Annotated in this window: 13 protein-coding genes; 1 reads left to right on the top strand and 12 read right to left on the bottom strand. The window is 53.9% G+C overall.

What is annotated here, in order from left to right:
• Window positions 1–152: 152 nt before the first annotated feature.
• The 4 genes from MKX76_RS20605 to MKX76_RS20620 all read right to left on the bottom strand — a co-directional run bounded on the left by MKX76_RS20605 (window position 153) and on the right by MKX76_RS20620 (window position 3,672).
• Window positions 153–614 carry an SRPBCC family protein gene (locus MKX76_RS20605; RefSeq protein ID WP_007130607.1) on the bottom strand — a complete coding sequence of 154 codons (462 nt, stop codon included), beginning with the start codon at window positions 612–614 and terminating at the stop codon, window positions 153–155.
• A gap of 141 nt (window positions 615–755) precedes the next feature.
• Window positions 756–1,346, bottom strand: a complete 591-nt coding sequence (locus MKX76_RS20610) for a TetR/AcrR family transcriptional regulator (protein ID WP_341034531.1) — start codon at window positions 1,344–1,346, stop codon at window positions 756–758.
• 221 nt (window positions 1,347–1,567) lie between these two features.
• Complete coding sequence (locus tag MKX76_RS20615; protein WP_251536096.1) at window positions 1,568–2,953, bottom strand: sensor histidine kinase; 1,386 nt, start codon at window positions 2,951–2,953, stop codon at window positions 1,568–1,570.
• Window positions 2,950–3,672, bottom strand: a complete 723-nt coding sequence (locus MKX76_RS20620) for a response regulator transcription factor (RefSeq protein WP_251536098.1) — start codon at window positions 3,670–3,672, stop codon at window positions 2,950–2,952. The genes MKX76_RS20615 and MKX76_RS20620 overlap by 4 nt, the downstream gene beginning before the upstream one ends.
• 161 nt (window positions 3,673–3,833) lie before the next feature.
• Between MKX76_RS20620 and MKX76_RS20625 the strand changes: the two genes are divergently transcribed.
• Window positions 3,834–4,730 carry a hypothetical protein gene (locus MKX76_RS20625; protein ID WP_341034532.1) on the top strand — a complete coding sequence of 299 codons (897 nt, stop codon included), beginning with the start codon at window positions 3,834–3,836 and terminating at the stop codon, window positions 4,728–4,730.
• A gap of 320 nt (window positions 4,731–5,050) precedes the next feature.
• Here the strand turns inward: MKX76_RS20625 and MKX76_RS20630 are convergent, their stop codons facing one another.
• The 8 genes from MKX76_RS20630 to MKX76_RS20665 form a co-directional block, all read right to left on the bottom strand.
• Complete coding sequence (locus MKX76_RS20630) at window positions 5,051–5,968, bottom strand: polysaccharide deacetylase family protein (RefSeq protein ID WP_034273828.1); 918 nt, start codon at window positions 5,966–5,968, stop codon at window positions 5,051–5,053.
• Window positions 5,940–7,262, bottom strand: a complete 1,323-nt coding sequence (locus MKX76_RS20635; RefSeq protein ID WP_007130613.1) for an MFS transporter — start codon at window positions 7,260–7,262, stop codon at window positions 5,940–5,942. The genes MKX76_RS20630 and MKX76_RS20635 overlap by 29 nt, the downstream gene beginning before the upstream one ends.
• A gap of 250 nt (window positions 7,263–7,512) precedes the next feature.
• Window positions 7,513–8,088, bottom strand: a complete 576-nt coding sequence (locus MKX76_RS20640; RefSeq protein ID WP_232239381.1) for a TetR/AcrR family transcriptional regulator — start codon at window positions 8,086–8,088, stop codon at window positions 7,513–7,515.
• Window positions 8,089–8,147: 59 nt separating this feature from the next.
• Window positions 8,148–9,596, bottom strand: coding sequence for an MDR family MFS transporter (locus MKX76_RS20645; protein WP_373872011.1), 1,449 nt, complete (start codon window positions 9,594–9,596; stop codon window positions 8,148–8,150).
• Between the two features lie 281 nt (window positions 9,597–9,877).
• A complete protein-coding gene (locus MKX76_RS20650; protein ID WP_007130616.1) occupies window positions 9,878–10,597 on the bottom strand; it encodes a glycerophosphodiester phosphodiesterase in 720 nt (239 codons plus the stop codon).
• A 110-nt stretch (window positions 10,598–10,707) separates the two neighbouring features.
• Complete coding sequence (locus tag MKX76_RS20655; RefSeq protein ID WP_007130617.1) at window positions 10,708–11,568, bottom strand: carbohydrate ABC transporter permease; 861 nt, start codon at window positions 11,566–11,568, stop codon at window positions 10,708–10,710.
• Window positions 11,558–12,508: a carbohydrate ABC transporter permease gene (locus tag MKX76_RS20660; protein ID WP_007130618.1), complete on the bottom strand. Its 951-nt coding sequence runs from the start codon at window positions 12,506–12,508 to the stop codon at window positions 11,558–11,560. Before MKX76_RS20660 ends, MKX76_RS20655 begins: the two co-directional genes overlap by 11 nt.
• A 5-nt stretch (window positions 12,509–12,513) precedes the next feature.
• Window positions 12,514–13,854, bottom strand: a complete 1,341-nt coding sequence (locus MKX76_RS20665; RefSeq protein ID WP_007130619.1) for an ABC transporter substrate-binding protein — start codon at window positions 13,852–13,854, stop codon at window positions 12,514–12,516.
• Window positions 13,855–14,778: the final 924 nt, after the last annotated feature.

Here is a 14,778-nt window from a genome sequence, read left to right on the forward strand (position 1 = left end):
AAACGGGAAAATCCTCTAACTCCCCCTCTATAGTTTACGTCCGATGTCAGGGAAGATTGATCATTTTGTGCGGATGTGCAAGCAATCGCCGGTCTGAAGGCAGGCCTTTAGGGAGATGGAATGACGCTCCATCGGCATTGGTTCAACAGAAGCTATTCATGGTGCTCCCGGCTGATTCCATCGGATGCTTCCTTCAATCGGTGCAGCACATCCTCCCAATGCGCCTTCATCTGCTCCCTGGCGTACAGATCCTTCAACTTCTCCTGATGGAAGCTGATGGTCGTTCCCCCCTGCTTGGTTGGCAGAAGGCGGATCTGCAGGGTCGAGGGGACGCTCCAGCCGGCCCGCTGCCATGACATCCGAAGCTGGTGCATAGGCTTGACGACGCGCAGCTCCCCATGATTTCCCTCCCGTGTCGCAAAAGCCGTTCCCCGAGCAAGCTCCAGCGTCTCGACCTCTCCCAGCCATAGGGACAATCCCTCGGGTGAAATCAGCAATCGCCATGCCTCCTCCTGCGTGATCGGCAACGTTCTGCGGACCCCGACCTGAAATCCCGCAGCTGCGGTCAAGCCGACCGGCTTTTGCTCGGAGCGTGTAATTTGAGACTCTTTCATAAACAGATCCCTCCTTTTTTCATACCTGCCTTTGATCACAATCAATAGTTAGTGCTAACTATCTATTCTTGTAAAAAAAACGTCGTTCTGACGAGTTTTTTCCTGTACCGTGGCGAAAATTTGGGGGCACGAGGCTGGCTCTCACGGCCTCATGGCCCTTGCGAACAGCGAGATCCCGTTCTCCAGAAGCCCCGGCATACTCCCGTCGGTAATCGGCTCCGCTTCGAACAAGCTGCTCATGAACGCCCCGTAATTCATCCACATGAACGACAACGCCGCCGCTTCCGAGTCGGTTCGCGCTGCCCTCCCCTCGCGCTGCATCTGATCGAAATATTCCGTCAGCAGCTCCTTGAGCAGCCTCGGGTGTCGTTGTGCCTGGTCCCTAAGCGGCTTTAGCTCAGGCTCCTGCAGCACGATGCGGATCATCTTCCGGTTGCGGTTCATGCTGTCCTGGTATCGCCGGCTGATGAGCAGCAGGTCGCTCTCCAAATCCGAGACCAGCTCTTCGTCAAACACACGCTTCATTTCCCCGGCGTAATAAAAGCGCTCGATTGCTGTCTCCAGCAGATTCTGCTTGCTTCCGAAGTTGCGGAACAGCGTCATTTCGCTAACCTCCGCGGCTGATGCGATTTCCTTCGTCGATACTCCCTTGTATCCCTTCAAGGCCATCAGATCGATTGCCGTAAGCAGCAGTCTGTCTTTGTTACTCATCGATTCACTACTACGCTTCACCCCAAGCATCCTCTCCATTTCAATTGTTAGTGTTCACTATCATCGTGTATGCATTTTAGCCCATTGCACTCCGATTGTCAATAGATGGTAATCGGGCGTGCGGATCCGCTTACTCCACGCGCCCTCAATCTCCGCTCAGATCAAAATGCATGCTTTAGCGGCTATCCGTTACCTCCCAAGGGCCGTTCGTATCAGCAACCTGGTCCCTAAGCGGCTTCAGCTCAGGCTCCTGCAGCACGATACGGAGGGAATCCGAGCGTGATAACTGCGCCCCCCTCCGTGCGGTTAGCAGCCATGATCAGCCCCCCGCAGCGCTCGACAATCGCCCGTGCGATGGCCAAGCCGAGACCGGATTCCCCGTTCTTCCCCTTTACGAACCGGTGGAAGAGATATGGAAGGAGCTCCTCGGCGATTCCCTCCCCGTCATCGGAGACGGACAGCACCACCCGTCCCTTCTCAATGCCTGCCTGGATGTAAATATGCTTACTGGCGTGCCTTGCGCCATTAGTGACGATGTTCAGAAGAGCCTGCAGCAGCTTATCGCGGTCCGCATATACGATTAATGTTTCGTTCTCTGCATAGGAAAGATGCACGGACAGCCCCTTCTTGACGAGGACCGGATTGATCCTCTCGACGGCTTCTTCCACCAGCTCTTTCAGGTGGACGGGAGCCGCCTGAAAAATATCCTCCTCACTGTCCAGCTTCGCCAGCAGGGTCATTTCAGTTACGATATTTTTCATTCGGCTGCTTTCGCTCATGATGATGTCCAACCCCTTGCGGATATCCTCCCCTTCGAACACGCCATCCCGGATGCCTTCCGCATATCCGGAGATCGACATGAGCGGCGACTTCAGCTCATGGGAGGCATTCTGAAAAAATTGCTTCTGCACATGGTTATACCGCTCCAGCTCGTTCGCCATTTCATGGACGGCTTCCGCCACAATGCCGATTTCCCCCGGAGCGCCCACTCGCCGGACCTCCGAGAACTGACGCTCCTTCACCTTCTTCAGCTCTTCCCGAAGCAGCATGAGCGGCTTGATCAGCTTTTTCGTTATAAACAGACTTAGGGTCAGCATCATGACCGCCCCGGCGCCGAAGACGAGCAGCAGCCGTCCCAGCAGCGCCTGCTCGATCGCCTTGATCTTGCTGATCGGCGTGATCAGCGTAAGCGTGCCTTGAGGCACCGAGGTGACCTCCGTAAGGAAGAGGTCATCTTTGAGTATCTGCCGGACCGTTAGGCCTTTGGTTATCCCGACAGATTGGTACTCGTCACCATCGACCCGGACAGCTTCAGCCGGGACTGCCGCAGGAAGCGGCGTGGAGCTGACCACATTTCCCTGGGTGTCCGTAATGACGGCAGACATGCCGACGATCGGATAAGAGGAAATCCCGCTCGCCATTGCCAAAGGGGCCTCTTCAATCGGAATCTGCCTCTTGGCCGCGCTGACCAATGTCTCCGTTATTTGGGCTCCTATAGACTGCATGTCCTTCCGCTGCGTTCCGATGAAATGATCCAGAAGTACATAATGAATGATCACCGCCGTCACCGACAGGACGGCGATCAGCGATATCGCAAACGCCAGATTGATCTGATGCACCAGCTTCATGGCAATATCTCCCCTCCTTCGGTCCGCATTCGGTATCCGTGCCCCCAAATCGCCTCGATCGGCAGCTGCTCCACTTTCTTCCGCAGACGTTTGATCAGATGATCGACCGCACGGTCGCTGCCGAAATAATCATCCCCCCATACGGAGGTCAGCAGCTCGTCCCGCGTAAATGCGCGATTCGGGTGCTCGGCGAACACCCGGAGCATCTCGAACTCTTTGTTGGTCATATCTACTTCAGCTCCGTCCCAAAATACGCGCCGCTCATCCGGCAGCAGCCGGAGACGGCCGTTCGTAATGGCGGCAGATGCGGACGGCGCAAGCTGCGAAGCTCCGCCTGCATGATGGAATTTATACCACCGGCTCAGCTGCCGCTTGATGCGGGCTACCAGTTCGCGGGGGCTGAACGGCTTCACCATGTAATCGTCGCTGCCGAGCTCGAGCCCCAGGATTTTGTCCACTTCGCTGTCCTTGGCGGAAATCATGATGATCGGCACTTCAGCTTCGGTACGAATTCGCCGGCACAGCTCGAAGCCGTCCATGCCAGGAAGCATAATGTCGAGCACCCACATATCCGGCGGATTCGTCCGCCACAGCTCCCAAGCCTCCTCAGCAGTTCCAAGACCGACCGTCCTGTAGTTTTCCTTACGCAAGTAGGCCTCCACTAAGTTACGGATATGTTGGTCATCGTCAACGACCGCAATCAGCACATTTGCATTCATTTCATGTACCTCCGGGCTTTATCTTCTCCCAGTATACCAAGCGGCGGTCGGCGAATGGGAAATGCCATTATTTTTCCACAAAAGCACCAACGTTCTGCCAATGCCGGTCTGTAAATTGAAAGCTGTAAGACAACTTATCCCTCAAAAAAAGGAGTGTTACCATGAATCACAAGCATGTTTTTGGCAAACTGGCCCTTTCGGCTGCTCTTCTTGCGGCTTCCGCAGGCACGGCCCATGCCTCCGCAGACTCGTCTGCGACGGATCGGCCCCTTCACAACGTGAAGATATACCAAACGAAAACGGAGGCCGGTCCGGTCGCTTCCTCCGTTCGCATACTGCCTGATCCGCTGGAGCTGGTCAAGCAGTATGCACCGGAAACGCTGAAAGACTGGGAGCAGACGCTGGAGAAATATAAGAAGCTGACTGTAACGGAAGGGAAGGCCTTCTTTATTGCGGCCGAAGCCCCTCCTACTGAGCCGGATCCGGAAGCCCAGGAAAAGTCGGCGCCCATCCATGGAGTAGCCATTGCAGCAGTTAAAGCGCTGGACATTCAGGGCCAAGACATCAAGGAATTGAAAGAGGCTGCGAAAACGGTTGAAATTACAAAGATCCTGGGAGATTCAGAGATCTTGGGAAATTACGAGATAAAAAGTGATGCCGGCCTGGTACATGTCGCGAAACCGAGCGATATCGCGGAACAGGGTTTCCCTAAGCAATGGGTGAAAACGATCATACGGCATGAGCTTAAGTCCGATGATACGGCTAGCGACACAATCGTCTCCCCTATAGAAGCGAGCATTGCTATCAAAGCGGCAGCAGCCGTATCTCCGGACGGTATCCCTATTGAAGCAGCTCCAGGCCACCATAAGGAATTTAAGGCCGTCAAACTTACCGAGAGCGATATCGCATTCATCGAAGCGCGAATGGAGCTTGCAGAAGCCGTGGAATCGAAGGATTCCGCAGCCATCAAGAACGCGCTGGCCCAGCTTCTTGAGCAGTACAAGGCACAGATCACCCAACTGGAGCTGAAGGCTGCGAAGGAAGACGCCGGGCGATGAATAGCCTGTAGGAAACGATAAACTTAAATTCAAGAACAAGCCCTGCCCAGGTTGGGCAGGGCTTGGCTTGGCGGACCCGGCAAGCTTGATGCTTGGCCCAGGCCAGGCAGTCGTTATAGCTGACCCGCTTCAGGATGGCTTGCTTGCTGGACCCGGCAGTTCTGTTGGAGAGCCTAGGCTTGGCAAGTTTGTTGGCAGGTCTGGCCGGGCAGAGGCTGCTTGCTGGATCCGGCAAGTTGTTGGCTGGACTATGTCATGCAGGCTCGGGTGTGTCGGCTGGCCGAATTCGGCGACCAAGCTTGCCAGACTCCAGCGCCCGATTACGATTTCTTGGCCAGCACCTTGACCAGCTTCATCGCCGACCGCATGCGGGGACGTTTCAAGTGCGCCTCGACATACCGGTAATCCGTCAGGATTACGCCGGCATCCCGCATCCCGTAGGCAAAATCATCGTCAAACAAAAGCTTGAACTCCCACACCCGCTTCTCCCAGTTCGGAATATTCGCCTCCATCCAGTCATCCTCCACTCCCGGATGGACATAGGTTTCGCATACGCCTTCCGGCAGCCGATACAGTCTGGCAATGATCGATTGCTTGAAGCTGTCGTACGTCTCCCCCTCCAGCTTGGCGAAGGGATGCGAGAGCAAATAATCCGGAATCGGAACCCCGAAGGTATCGGCTAAGCCCGATGCCAGCGCTACCGGCCGCTCGATGTTCGGCAGGGAGCGGAGCAGGGAGTCCTCCGGATCGATATAGCGGAAGAGCCGCACCGGGAGTTTCCAGCGGGAGGTCTTCCACAGCATCTGAGGGATGAGGCTGCGCCCCGTCTCTATCCCGTACAGGCTCCCCATATGATTATCGACATGGCTAATCCGGATCCCTGCCCTGCGGGCGAGCCGGTACTGGGCTTCCAGTTCCTTGAGCACCGCTCCAGCCTCAGCGCCTTGTTCGAACTCGCGGACCGTCCGGTATTGGTAGCCTTCGGCATCATGAAGCGAGGAATGTCCGGTCAGGCTTCGCCATCGCAAGGCTTCAAATTCGCTGGTCATCGTCAGATGCAGACCCACATTGGCCTGATTCCTGCGCGATGCCCAGGCTGCCGCCTCCTCGAATCCGGGGGCAACCGTCATAATAGTGGCCGATGATGCCTTATTCTCTTCAAGCAGGTGCTGGATGGCCTGATTCATCGGCCCGCTCTGCCCGAAATCGTCACAATTGATGATCAATCTTCGCTCCATGCTCATGCACGCCTCCGATCGGTTTAGAAAATTCGATTTTGGTAAGGAAGGATACGAGGAATGAAACGACCAGCAGGCATAGCGGAACGACGCTCATTAAATAACGGAAGGTCGATTCCGGATCGCTTCCCGGGTTGTCGCCGCTTTCATATCCAAAGATGATGCCGACCACCCAGAAGGCAAGCGCGGAGATCAGACCGCTCGAACGCGTAATAAACCCGCTCACGGACGTGTAGATCCCCTCCCTCCGCAAGCCTGTTCGCAACGCATCCTCATCGATGATACTGCCGCTGACAACGGCCGGGGTCACCAGAAAGCCGGCAAGCCCGAAGCCGACGCCGATGCCGGCCAAGATGCCGCTGACCAGGTTAAAGCCGAACCAGAGCGGAATGACCGACAGACCGTATATCGCCAAGGACAGCCGCCAAGCCTTCACGCCGTCCATGCTGCGGATGATCCGGTACCAGACGAACACGAGCGGAATGACCGATACAAATACCGACGCCAGCAGCAGCGACACCTGGTCGTCAGGAATCTTCAGCACATATTTGGCATAGAAGGGAATCGTCGAGCTAATAAGCCCGTTCACCGTCTGTGCGAACGAATTCGAGATGTTGAATACCCAAAATTTCTTGTTGCGGAGCGTTTCCCGGAATGCCGCGCCAAGCGGGAGCGGGTCTGCTTCCCGATAAGCCTCCAGCTCCCGGACGCTCATCATGCATATGAACATGAACGCGCCGAACAGCACCGCATATAGGATCGCCATGTTCGAGAACCCCATCGCATCGTACAGAATCGGCGTCACGGCCGTACCGATCAGCAGAGCAACGACTTGATAGCCCTGCTGCACCGCCGAAGCCTTGGCACGAAGACGGTCGCCCCGGAACAGCTCCGGAAACAATGCCCCGTAATTGACCCACAGCACCGTCGCTACCGCCTCGTAGAGAATTAGGGTTATCAGAAACCACGTAAAAAGTCCGTTCTGCCCAAGTCCCTCCGGCGGGGAAAATACGAGCACAAAGGTGAGCATAAACAGCGGAATCGCGCCGAACACCCACGGCCTGCGCCTTCCGAATCTTGTCTTCGTCCGATCGGACCAATACCCCATCAGCGGATTATTGACCGCATCCCAGATTAGAAAAACCGTCCGTGCCAGAGATGCCAGCCCAATTCCCAATCCCAGCTGATCCACATAAAAGAAGATGTAAAAGGAGCTGAACGCCTGGCTCGGCACCATCATGGCAAACATCCCGAGCGAAAATGAATACGGCGAATTGACCCAACTGCGCTTCATGCGCATCCCCCCACCAAAGGTCCATCCTGGAATGGACGATATTGGTGTACAGTATTCGCCGCAGCCTGGGTTTATACCTGCTCACGCGCCCGGGGCCCGATTATGAGCAAAGCACTTGCCAAATGAGTCTCGCGGGACCCTTCTCTTATACCGGCTTGCCGCTTCAGGCCTGCTGTAACAACAGGAAAAGAAAAGCCGCTTCGCCAAGACCGGCAGGTCTTGAGGCGAAGCGGCATGGTTACCGCGAATGCTATATGGTTGAACGGTCTACAAACAGCGGATCCACAAAGCTTCGGCAATATTGCTCGGCAATCTGCTCCGCGCTGTATCCCATGTCGCGCAGGAACAAGATAATATCCGCACGCGGCAGCGAGGCCATCATGACGGAAGTAAACTGCGGATCCACGGGCATCAGAACGCCTTGTTCCGCCGCATCCTCAAGCAGAGTCTTGATCTGCAGCCGCAGATAGGTGAAGGGCGGATTTTCGCACAGATGATTCTTGGTTTCCTCCAGCCTGTCGGAGGTCAGCATCACCCGAAGCCACTCCAAATCCTCATTAAAATGCAGGATCACGCGGGTGATAATCGTCCGAATCCGGACGGCGACCGGTTCATCACTGTTGCGAAGATACTCATCCAACTCCTGCAGGAACCGATCGATTTTCGCTTCCATCAAGGAAAAGCATATCTTGCTCTTGCTTGGATAACGGCGATAGAGCGTGCCTTGACCGATCCCGGCCGTTTTGGCCACCTGATGCATGGATACGTCCTCGACCCCGTATTTATTAAACAACGCTTGAGCCGTATCCAAGATTTTTTGACTCAATTCGTCATTCTCTTTTTTGCTCAGAATGCATGCATCCTTTCCCATCGACACAGGAATCTTTATGCGGCGGACCGTTCCTGTTCAGACGGCGTAGATGCGCGTTTCACGAACAGACCCAGCACCAATGCGGCAATTGCCAGAACAAGCCCGGTGATGAAAGCACTATGAAGGCCGGCTATCATACTCTCGACCGGATTCAGATCCCCGGTTGTCACGACATAATTTTTAGCTCCTGCTGTCATGATGCTTATAAACAGCGCCATACCGACGGCCCCCGCTACCTGCTGAAGAGTATTCATAATCGCGGTTCCGTGCGGGTACAGCAGTCTCGGCAGCTGATTCAGAGCCGTTGTTTGGGCAGGCATCATGACCATGGATATACCTATCATCATCATAACATGAAGGAAGATGACATAACCACCCGTCCATGAAGCGTTAACGCGCGAAAACAGGAAGATGGCAATAACTAACAGGACGAGTCCCGGAATGACCAGCACTCTCGGCCCAAACTTGTCGAACAGCTTGCCCGTGATCGGCGCCATCAGTCCGTTGATAATACCGCCCGGCATCATGACAAGGCCGGCTGCCAGCGCCGTCATTCCCAGTGCATTCTGCAAGAACAGCGGCAGCATGATCATCGTGGAGAACATGCTCATCATCAGCACAAGCATCAGAATCGTCACCAGCGAGAACATCGGATATTTGAAGGTACGCAGGTCCAGCATCGGCTCCTTCATGCTCAGCTGACGCCATACGAAGAGCAGCAGGCTGATAGCCCCGGCCGCGATGCACCAAATAACCACCGGATCCGACCAAGAGCCTTCTCCGGCACTGCTAAAGCCGTACACGATGCCCCCGAAGCCGATCGTCGACAGAATGATGGAGATGAAATCGACCTTCGGTTTCGTAAGCTCTGTTACATTTTTCAAAAACATAGCTGCAAAAATAATGGAGAACGCAGCCAGCGGCATAACGAGGTAGAACAACCAGCGCCAATTGAGCGCGTCAACAATCAAACCGGACAGCGTCGGTCCAATCGCCGGGGCGGTCATAATGACAAGCCCGATCATCCCCATGGCGGCTCCGCGGTTTTGGGGCGGATAGATGCTGAGGATCGTATTCATCAGCACCGGAATCATGAGACCCGTTCCGACTGCCTGCAAAATGCGGCCGGTCAGCAGCACCCCGAATACTGGAGCGAACCCGCATATAATGGTCCCGACAAGAAATAGCGACATCGCGCCGATAAACATCTGCCTTGTCGAAAACCACAGTTGAAGCAGCGCCGTGATAGGCACGAGAATGCCGACAACGAGCATGTAAGACGTGGACAGCCATTGCACCGTCGCCTCACCGATGCCGAACTGCTCCATCAAGCTTGGAAACGCGATATTCAGCAGCGTCTCATTCAAGATCGAGACGAACGCGCCGATAATCAGCGCGGCGACGATCGGTCCCCTCTTTATCTTGCTTAAATCAATTTTGGCCGAACTCGGCCCCACTCCCATATCCAAAAATGTATCCTCCTTATCTCTATATACGGACAATTGTCCGTTAGCGTGGTATTATTCTAACGGACAATTGTCCGCAAGTCAAACTGAAATTTAAAATTTTACATATTCTTTACAAAGAAAGGGTATGTCCGGCCTCCACCGGCCCGGACATACCCTTAACCATTCGTATTCCATTTGATTCAACTCCAAACCCGCTGTCGGCCAAACGAGGAGTAGAGAACAACTTGCTTACATGCTGGAAGCTCTTCAGGTTCTCTGCAAACACTGCAAATGCTTTACGAGTTCAGCAGCACCTTCTCCTTGTACACCTTCGCCCAGCCCTCCAGATTGTTCGTGCAGATCAACAGGTCCGGATACTGTGCGAGGGACTCGAGCACCGACTCATCGTCAGGCGTCCACACAATCAGTTGAATATCCCTCTTTCGCGCTTCCTCCAAAAATTCAGGCGTGATAAACACGTATTTTACGGACACATACTTTGCCCTTAATTGATCCAGATACGGAAATACCGATGGCGTTGCCCCGTAAATAACCAGGCCAAGCTCGATGTCCGAATCCAGGGTCCGGGCCCGCTCGATCGAATAATGATCGAAGGAGGTCAGGAACACCTGCTTCTCCATGCCCGCATGCCGTACCGTCTCGATCACCTTCTGCTCCAGCCCCGGATAAGCAAGGCCTGTCTGCTTCAGCTCGATATCCACCGTCATGCGGTCTTTCGCCAGCAGCAGCGCTTCCTCCAGCGTGGGGATGGCTTCCCCCTGTCCGGCATCGAGTCGCCGGATCTCCTCGAACGTGAAGGACTTCACCTCTCCGGTGCCGTTCGTCGTCCGGTTGACCGTCGGATCATGGATGACGACAGGCACCCCGTCCTTCGTCAGCTGAACGTCCAGCTCCAAATGCGTGTACCCAAGCTCCAGCGCCTTCCGAAAGCCCAGCATCGTATTCTCCGGATATTTCAGCGGATATCCCCGATGGGCCAGTCCACGTACTGTCATCGTTCAATTCCCCCTCGTAAGCTTTATGGTTATTATTCCATGATGCGGCCTGCCGCCGCAACATGGAAAGGCCCCGGGGAGCGAGCGCCCCGGAGGCCAAGGCATGCCTCTTACTTAAAAGTCGAATTTGCCATAGCCGCTACGATATGCTTCTGCATGACCGTAAAGACGAGCACGATCGGAATAATCGCCATGACGCTCGATGCCATGATGATATGGAAGAACATCGCTTCATTGCCTGCAATGGAATCGCGAAGCATCGCGATGCCGACCGTAAGCACCCGCATATCGTTATCATTGGTCATGATCAGCGGCCAGAAATACGAGTTCCAGGTCGAGATGAAGATCAGAACGCCCATCGTTACGACGGTCGGCAGCGCCATCGGGAGCAGCAATTTGTACAAGATGGAGAACCGGCCGGCACCGTCGACACGTGCCGCCTCCAGTACATCATTGTTGATCGATTTGAACGATTGCCGAAGCAGGAAGATCGCATAAGCCGAAGCGCCATGAGGCACGATCAGGGCCAAGAATGTGTCCAGCCAGCCCAGCTTCGACATCATGACGTATACCGGCACGAAGGTAACCTGCTCGGGGACGATCAGGGCAGCCAGCACGAGCAAGAACAGCGCATCCCGTCCCCGGAATTGCCCTTTCGCGAACGCATAAGCCGCCATTAACGCTACGTTCAGCTGCAGGATGATCGTCCCTACGGCCATAATCAGCGTATTGCCGAAATACCGCGCGTATGGAATGACGCGGAAAGCTTCGGCGAAGTTTTCCCATGCGAAGCTTTGCGGCCAGAACGTCGGTACGGCCATCCGCATCTCTGCCTGCGTCTTAAGGGAGCTGATCAAGAGCCAATATACCGGAAAGAACATGACCAGAGTGACCAGGACCGCCGCTATAATGCGAAGCGCCATGAGCAGTTTGCGGTTTGCGGCCGAACCGGCCATATAATTATCCCTCATAGTGCACCTTCTTCCTGCTGACCCACATCTGAAACATCGTTAACAGCAATATAATCACGAACAGAATCATGACAAGCGCAGAAGCCCTTCCCGTTTTGAATTCGACGAAGGCCATCGTATAAATCCAGTATACGATCGCGTTGGTGGCCTTAAGCGGTCCGCCATCTGTCATGACATCGATGGATTGGAAGACCTGCATCGACGAAATGAAGCTGGTAATAACAAGGAACAGCGTCATGGGCGACAAGAGCGGAAGCGTAATGTTGCGGAACTGCCGAAGCCGACTGGCTCCATCAATGGAGGCCGCTTCATAATATTCCGCCGGAATTCCGCGCATACCCGCAATGAACAGGATCATGGCAAAGCCAACGCCCTTCCAGACCGAGACGGCGACAAGCGCCGGCAGCGCGGTGGACGGATTGATGAGCCATTCCACGGGATCCATTCCGAACCAGGACACCACCTGGTTCAGAAGCCCGTACTGCCCGTTATAAATCCAAGTGAACACCATGGCCGCGATGACCATGGAAATGTAATACGGCATGAAGATCACGCCCCGCATGAATCCGAACAGGCGGGAGGATGACACGTTGAGCAGCAGCGCCAGCAGCAAGCCGATCGCCAGCGTAAAGACGACATCCATGAGCGTGTACAGGAACGTCACCTTCATCGATTGATAGAACTCTTCGTTCGTCAGCAGCCGGGTATAGTTGTTCGCTCCGACAAATTTCATCACCGGGCGCGTCATGTTCCAGTTCGTGAAGCTGATATAAATGGAGTACAGGAGCGGAAAGTACAGGAAAGCCCCCATGAATACCAGGGCCGGCACCGAAAAGGCAAAGTCCTTCCATTTCTCGATGACCGAATTCGACACCCGTCTGGATACGGAAGCGGACGCCCGGTTGGGCGCCGCCTTGTTTAATTTTGGATTGGTTCCCATAGACATCACTCGTAATCCATCAGAATATCGTTAATCTTCTTGGCCGCTTCCTGCATTAACGGCACCGGATCTTTCTTGTTAAGCACCATCTCGCCGATCACTTCCTTATACACCTCGCTGAATTCCGGATAAGCCGGATGCTGCAGGCGCGGAGTCACTTCGTCAAAGTGCTCGTAAACCGCTCTGTATTGAGGCCATCTTTCGAAATATTGGTCGCCTTCTTCCGATTCGATGGCCGATTTCCGAGTTGGCAGGTAGCCTACCGATTCCGCCCACTTGATGTTATGCTCGGCTGCGGTCATGAACTCGATAAACTTCCATGCAGCTTCCTTCTCCAGATCCTTGGCGCCGTTCATCATCACGATGCCTGCACCGCCAATATTAGAGGTACGCTTCTTGTCGCCAGGGAGGAAGGATACGCCCACTTCAAAATCCGCATTCTCACGGTACATTTTCAGCATGGCCGATGTGTGCTGTACCATTGCGATCTCGCCGTTCAGGAACATTTGACGCATATTGTCGGAAGCGCCCTTGCCGAAGCCCATATGCATGCTGCCTTCGTTTTGCCACTTGTAGAAGTTTTGGAGGTAGCGCAGGGAATCCTCGTTCTCCACCGCCGATGCGCTCATATCCTCTGTCAAGATTTGCCCGCCGCCGTTAATGTTCCACGGATCGTAGTACCAGGTATCCCAACCAGGAACGGAGAAGGCATACCGTGTCGTCTTGTCGCCTTCCTTCTTCACGACTTTGGCGTTGAAGGCTTCAATCTCGTCCCACTTCTGCGGCGGCTCTACGCCGAGCTCGTCCAGCATCGTTTTGTTGTACACGAAGACGCTGGTGCTGACGATCAGCGGGAAGCCGTACTGCTTGCCGTTAAATGCATACGCGTTCAACATGCCTTGCGCGAAGTCATCCATGTTCACTTCGTCCCGTTTGATCCATGGTCCCAGGTCGGCGAATACGCCGCTGTCCGCAAAGTTCGGCAGGGAGGATACTTCCACGTTCGTCACAGCCGGAACGTCGCCAGCGGCCACGGCAGCCGACAGCTTCTTATGCAGATCCGGATACCCGCCTTGGAATACCGGTTCGACTGTAATGTGCGGATACTTCTTCTGAAACTCTCCAATCATGTAGTTCAAGCCTTCCAGTTGTGCCTCGGCATGCGAGTGCCAATACTGGATTTTGATCGGCGTCGTATCGTTCTTCAAATCCATCGAAGCCGCTTCCACGTCATCGAGGTTAACCTCGCCCCCTGCATTCCCGCTTCCTCCGCTGCCTCCTGCGCACGCGGTCGTCATGATCATCACAATGGTCAACAGCGTAAGCAACCATGTTTTCTTTTTCATCAATGTTCTGGCCCCTTTCGAATGTTTCTATCACTGCATATCTGCTGTCTGTGATTCAAAGCCTGGATATCTCCTAAAAAATGCGCACAAAAATAGAGACGTTAACGAGCAACCAAAAGAGCCACCACCTCCTAAAAAAGCTAAAGCAGCTGCCTCCCAGGGTTATCTCATCGTCTCCACCCCTAGCGATATGCAATTAAGCAAATTCATTCACTGCGGATCAAACCGCCCAATGAAACACGCACGACTTCGTGTTAGCGACGGTTGATCAAGGGAGTATTAAACAAGCGTTAGTCTAAACAACCTCCTGTTCAAACGGCCATTTCTATGAATGCGCTTTCGGTTATGGCTGCACAAACAATGGATTGGAGTTATCATACCGGCTTTAGCCTCTTCCAATCCTTCAGTTATTCGCCGCCTCACCCAGGAGAGCGCTTTCAGAATAGCCAAAACTGCTCTCAAGCTGTGTCTATCATGTTTAGTATCTATCATAGAGGAATTAATTAGCAGGAGTCTATAGCGAATTTTGTGTTTTTTTGTCGAATTAAAAAGAATTTTAGCTTGATGTAACAATTGTCATTGCGAACATAACAAATGAAACAAACCCTTCACCTCAACTTGGATAACACGCTATGAAAAAGTGAAAAAAATTATAATATTTCCGAAAAACCATGAAAGAACGAAAAAAAGGATCCGATATAAATGGTGTGTTACACGCAATTCCAAAAATAGCCGCAGTTTGCCCGTACCCGGAAATGCCGCGGCCATTGCGACAAAGGGGGCGTACCGTACTTCAGCAAACATAACGACACCGACAATTTGGACAAGAGCGGCTGCTTTAAGCTATCCGCTAAGGGAGAAATGTTAACGTCCTCCTAGCTGCTTGAATCGGACGAAGAAACTAAACATCCGATCGGACAATGA

The organism is Paenibacillus sp. FSL R5-0810, assembly GCF_038002285.1.
Taxonomy (GTDB): Bacteria; Bacillota; Bacilli; order Paenibacillales; family Paenibacillaceae; genus Paenibacillus_AQ; species Paenibacillus_AQ lactis.

Coding starts and splice junctions, on each gene's coding strand:
- MKX76_RS20625 (WP_341034532.1), top strand. CDS start 3,834: ATGAATCACAAGCATGTTTTTGGCAAACTGGCCCTTTCGGCTGCTCTT.
- MKX76_RS20620 (WP_251536098.1), bottom strand. CDS start 3,672: ATGAATGCAAATGTGCTGATTGCGGTCGTTGACGATGACCAACATATC.
- MKX76_RS20650 (WP_007130616.1), bottom strand. CDS start 10,597: ATGACAGTACGTGGACTGGCCCATCGGGGATATCCGCTGAAATATCCG.
- MKX76_RS20655 (WP_007130617.1), bottom strand. CDS start 11,568: ATGAGGGATAATTATATGGCCGGTTCGGCCGCAAACCGCAAACTGCTC.
- MKX76_RS20630 (WP_034273828.1), bottom strand. CDS start 5,968: ATGGAGCGAAGATTGATCATCAATTGTGACGATTTCGGGCAGAGCGGG.
- MKX76_RS20665 (WP_007130619.1), bottom strand. CDS start 13,854: ATGAAAAAGAAAACATGGTTGCTTACGCTGTTGACCATTGTGATGATC.
- MKX76_RS20615 (WP_251536096.1), bottom strand. CDS start 2,953: ATGAAGCTGGTGCATCAGATCAATCTGGCGTTTGCGATATCGCTGATC.
- MKX76_RS20660 (WP_007130618.1), bottom strand. CDS start 12,508: ATGGGAACCAATCCAAAATTAAACAAGGCGGCGCCCAACCGGGCGTCC.
- MKX76_RS20645 (WP_373872011.1), bottom strand. CDS start 9,596: ATGGGAGTGGGGCCGAGTTCGGCCAAAATTGATTTAAGCAAGATAAAG.
- MKX76_RS20635 (WP_007130613.1), bottom strand. CDS start 7,262: ATGAAGCGCAGTTGGGTCAATTCGCCGTATTCATTTTCGCTCGGGATG.
- MKX76_RS20605 (WP_007130607.1), bottom strand. CDS start 614: ATGAAAGAGTCTCAAATTACACGCTCCGAGCAAAAGCCGGTCGGCTTG.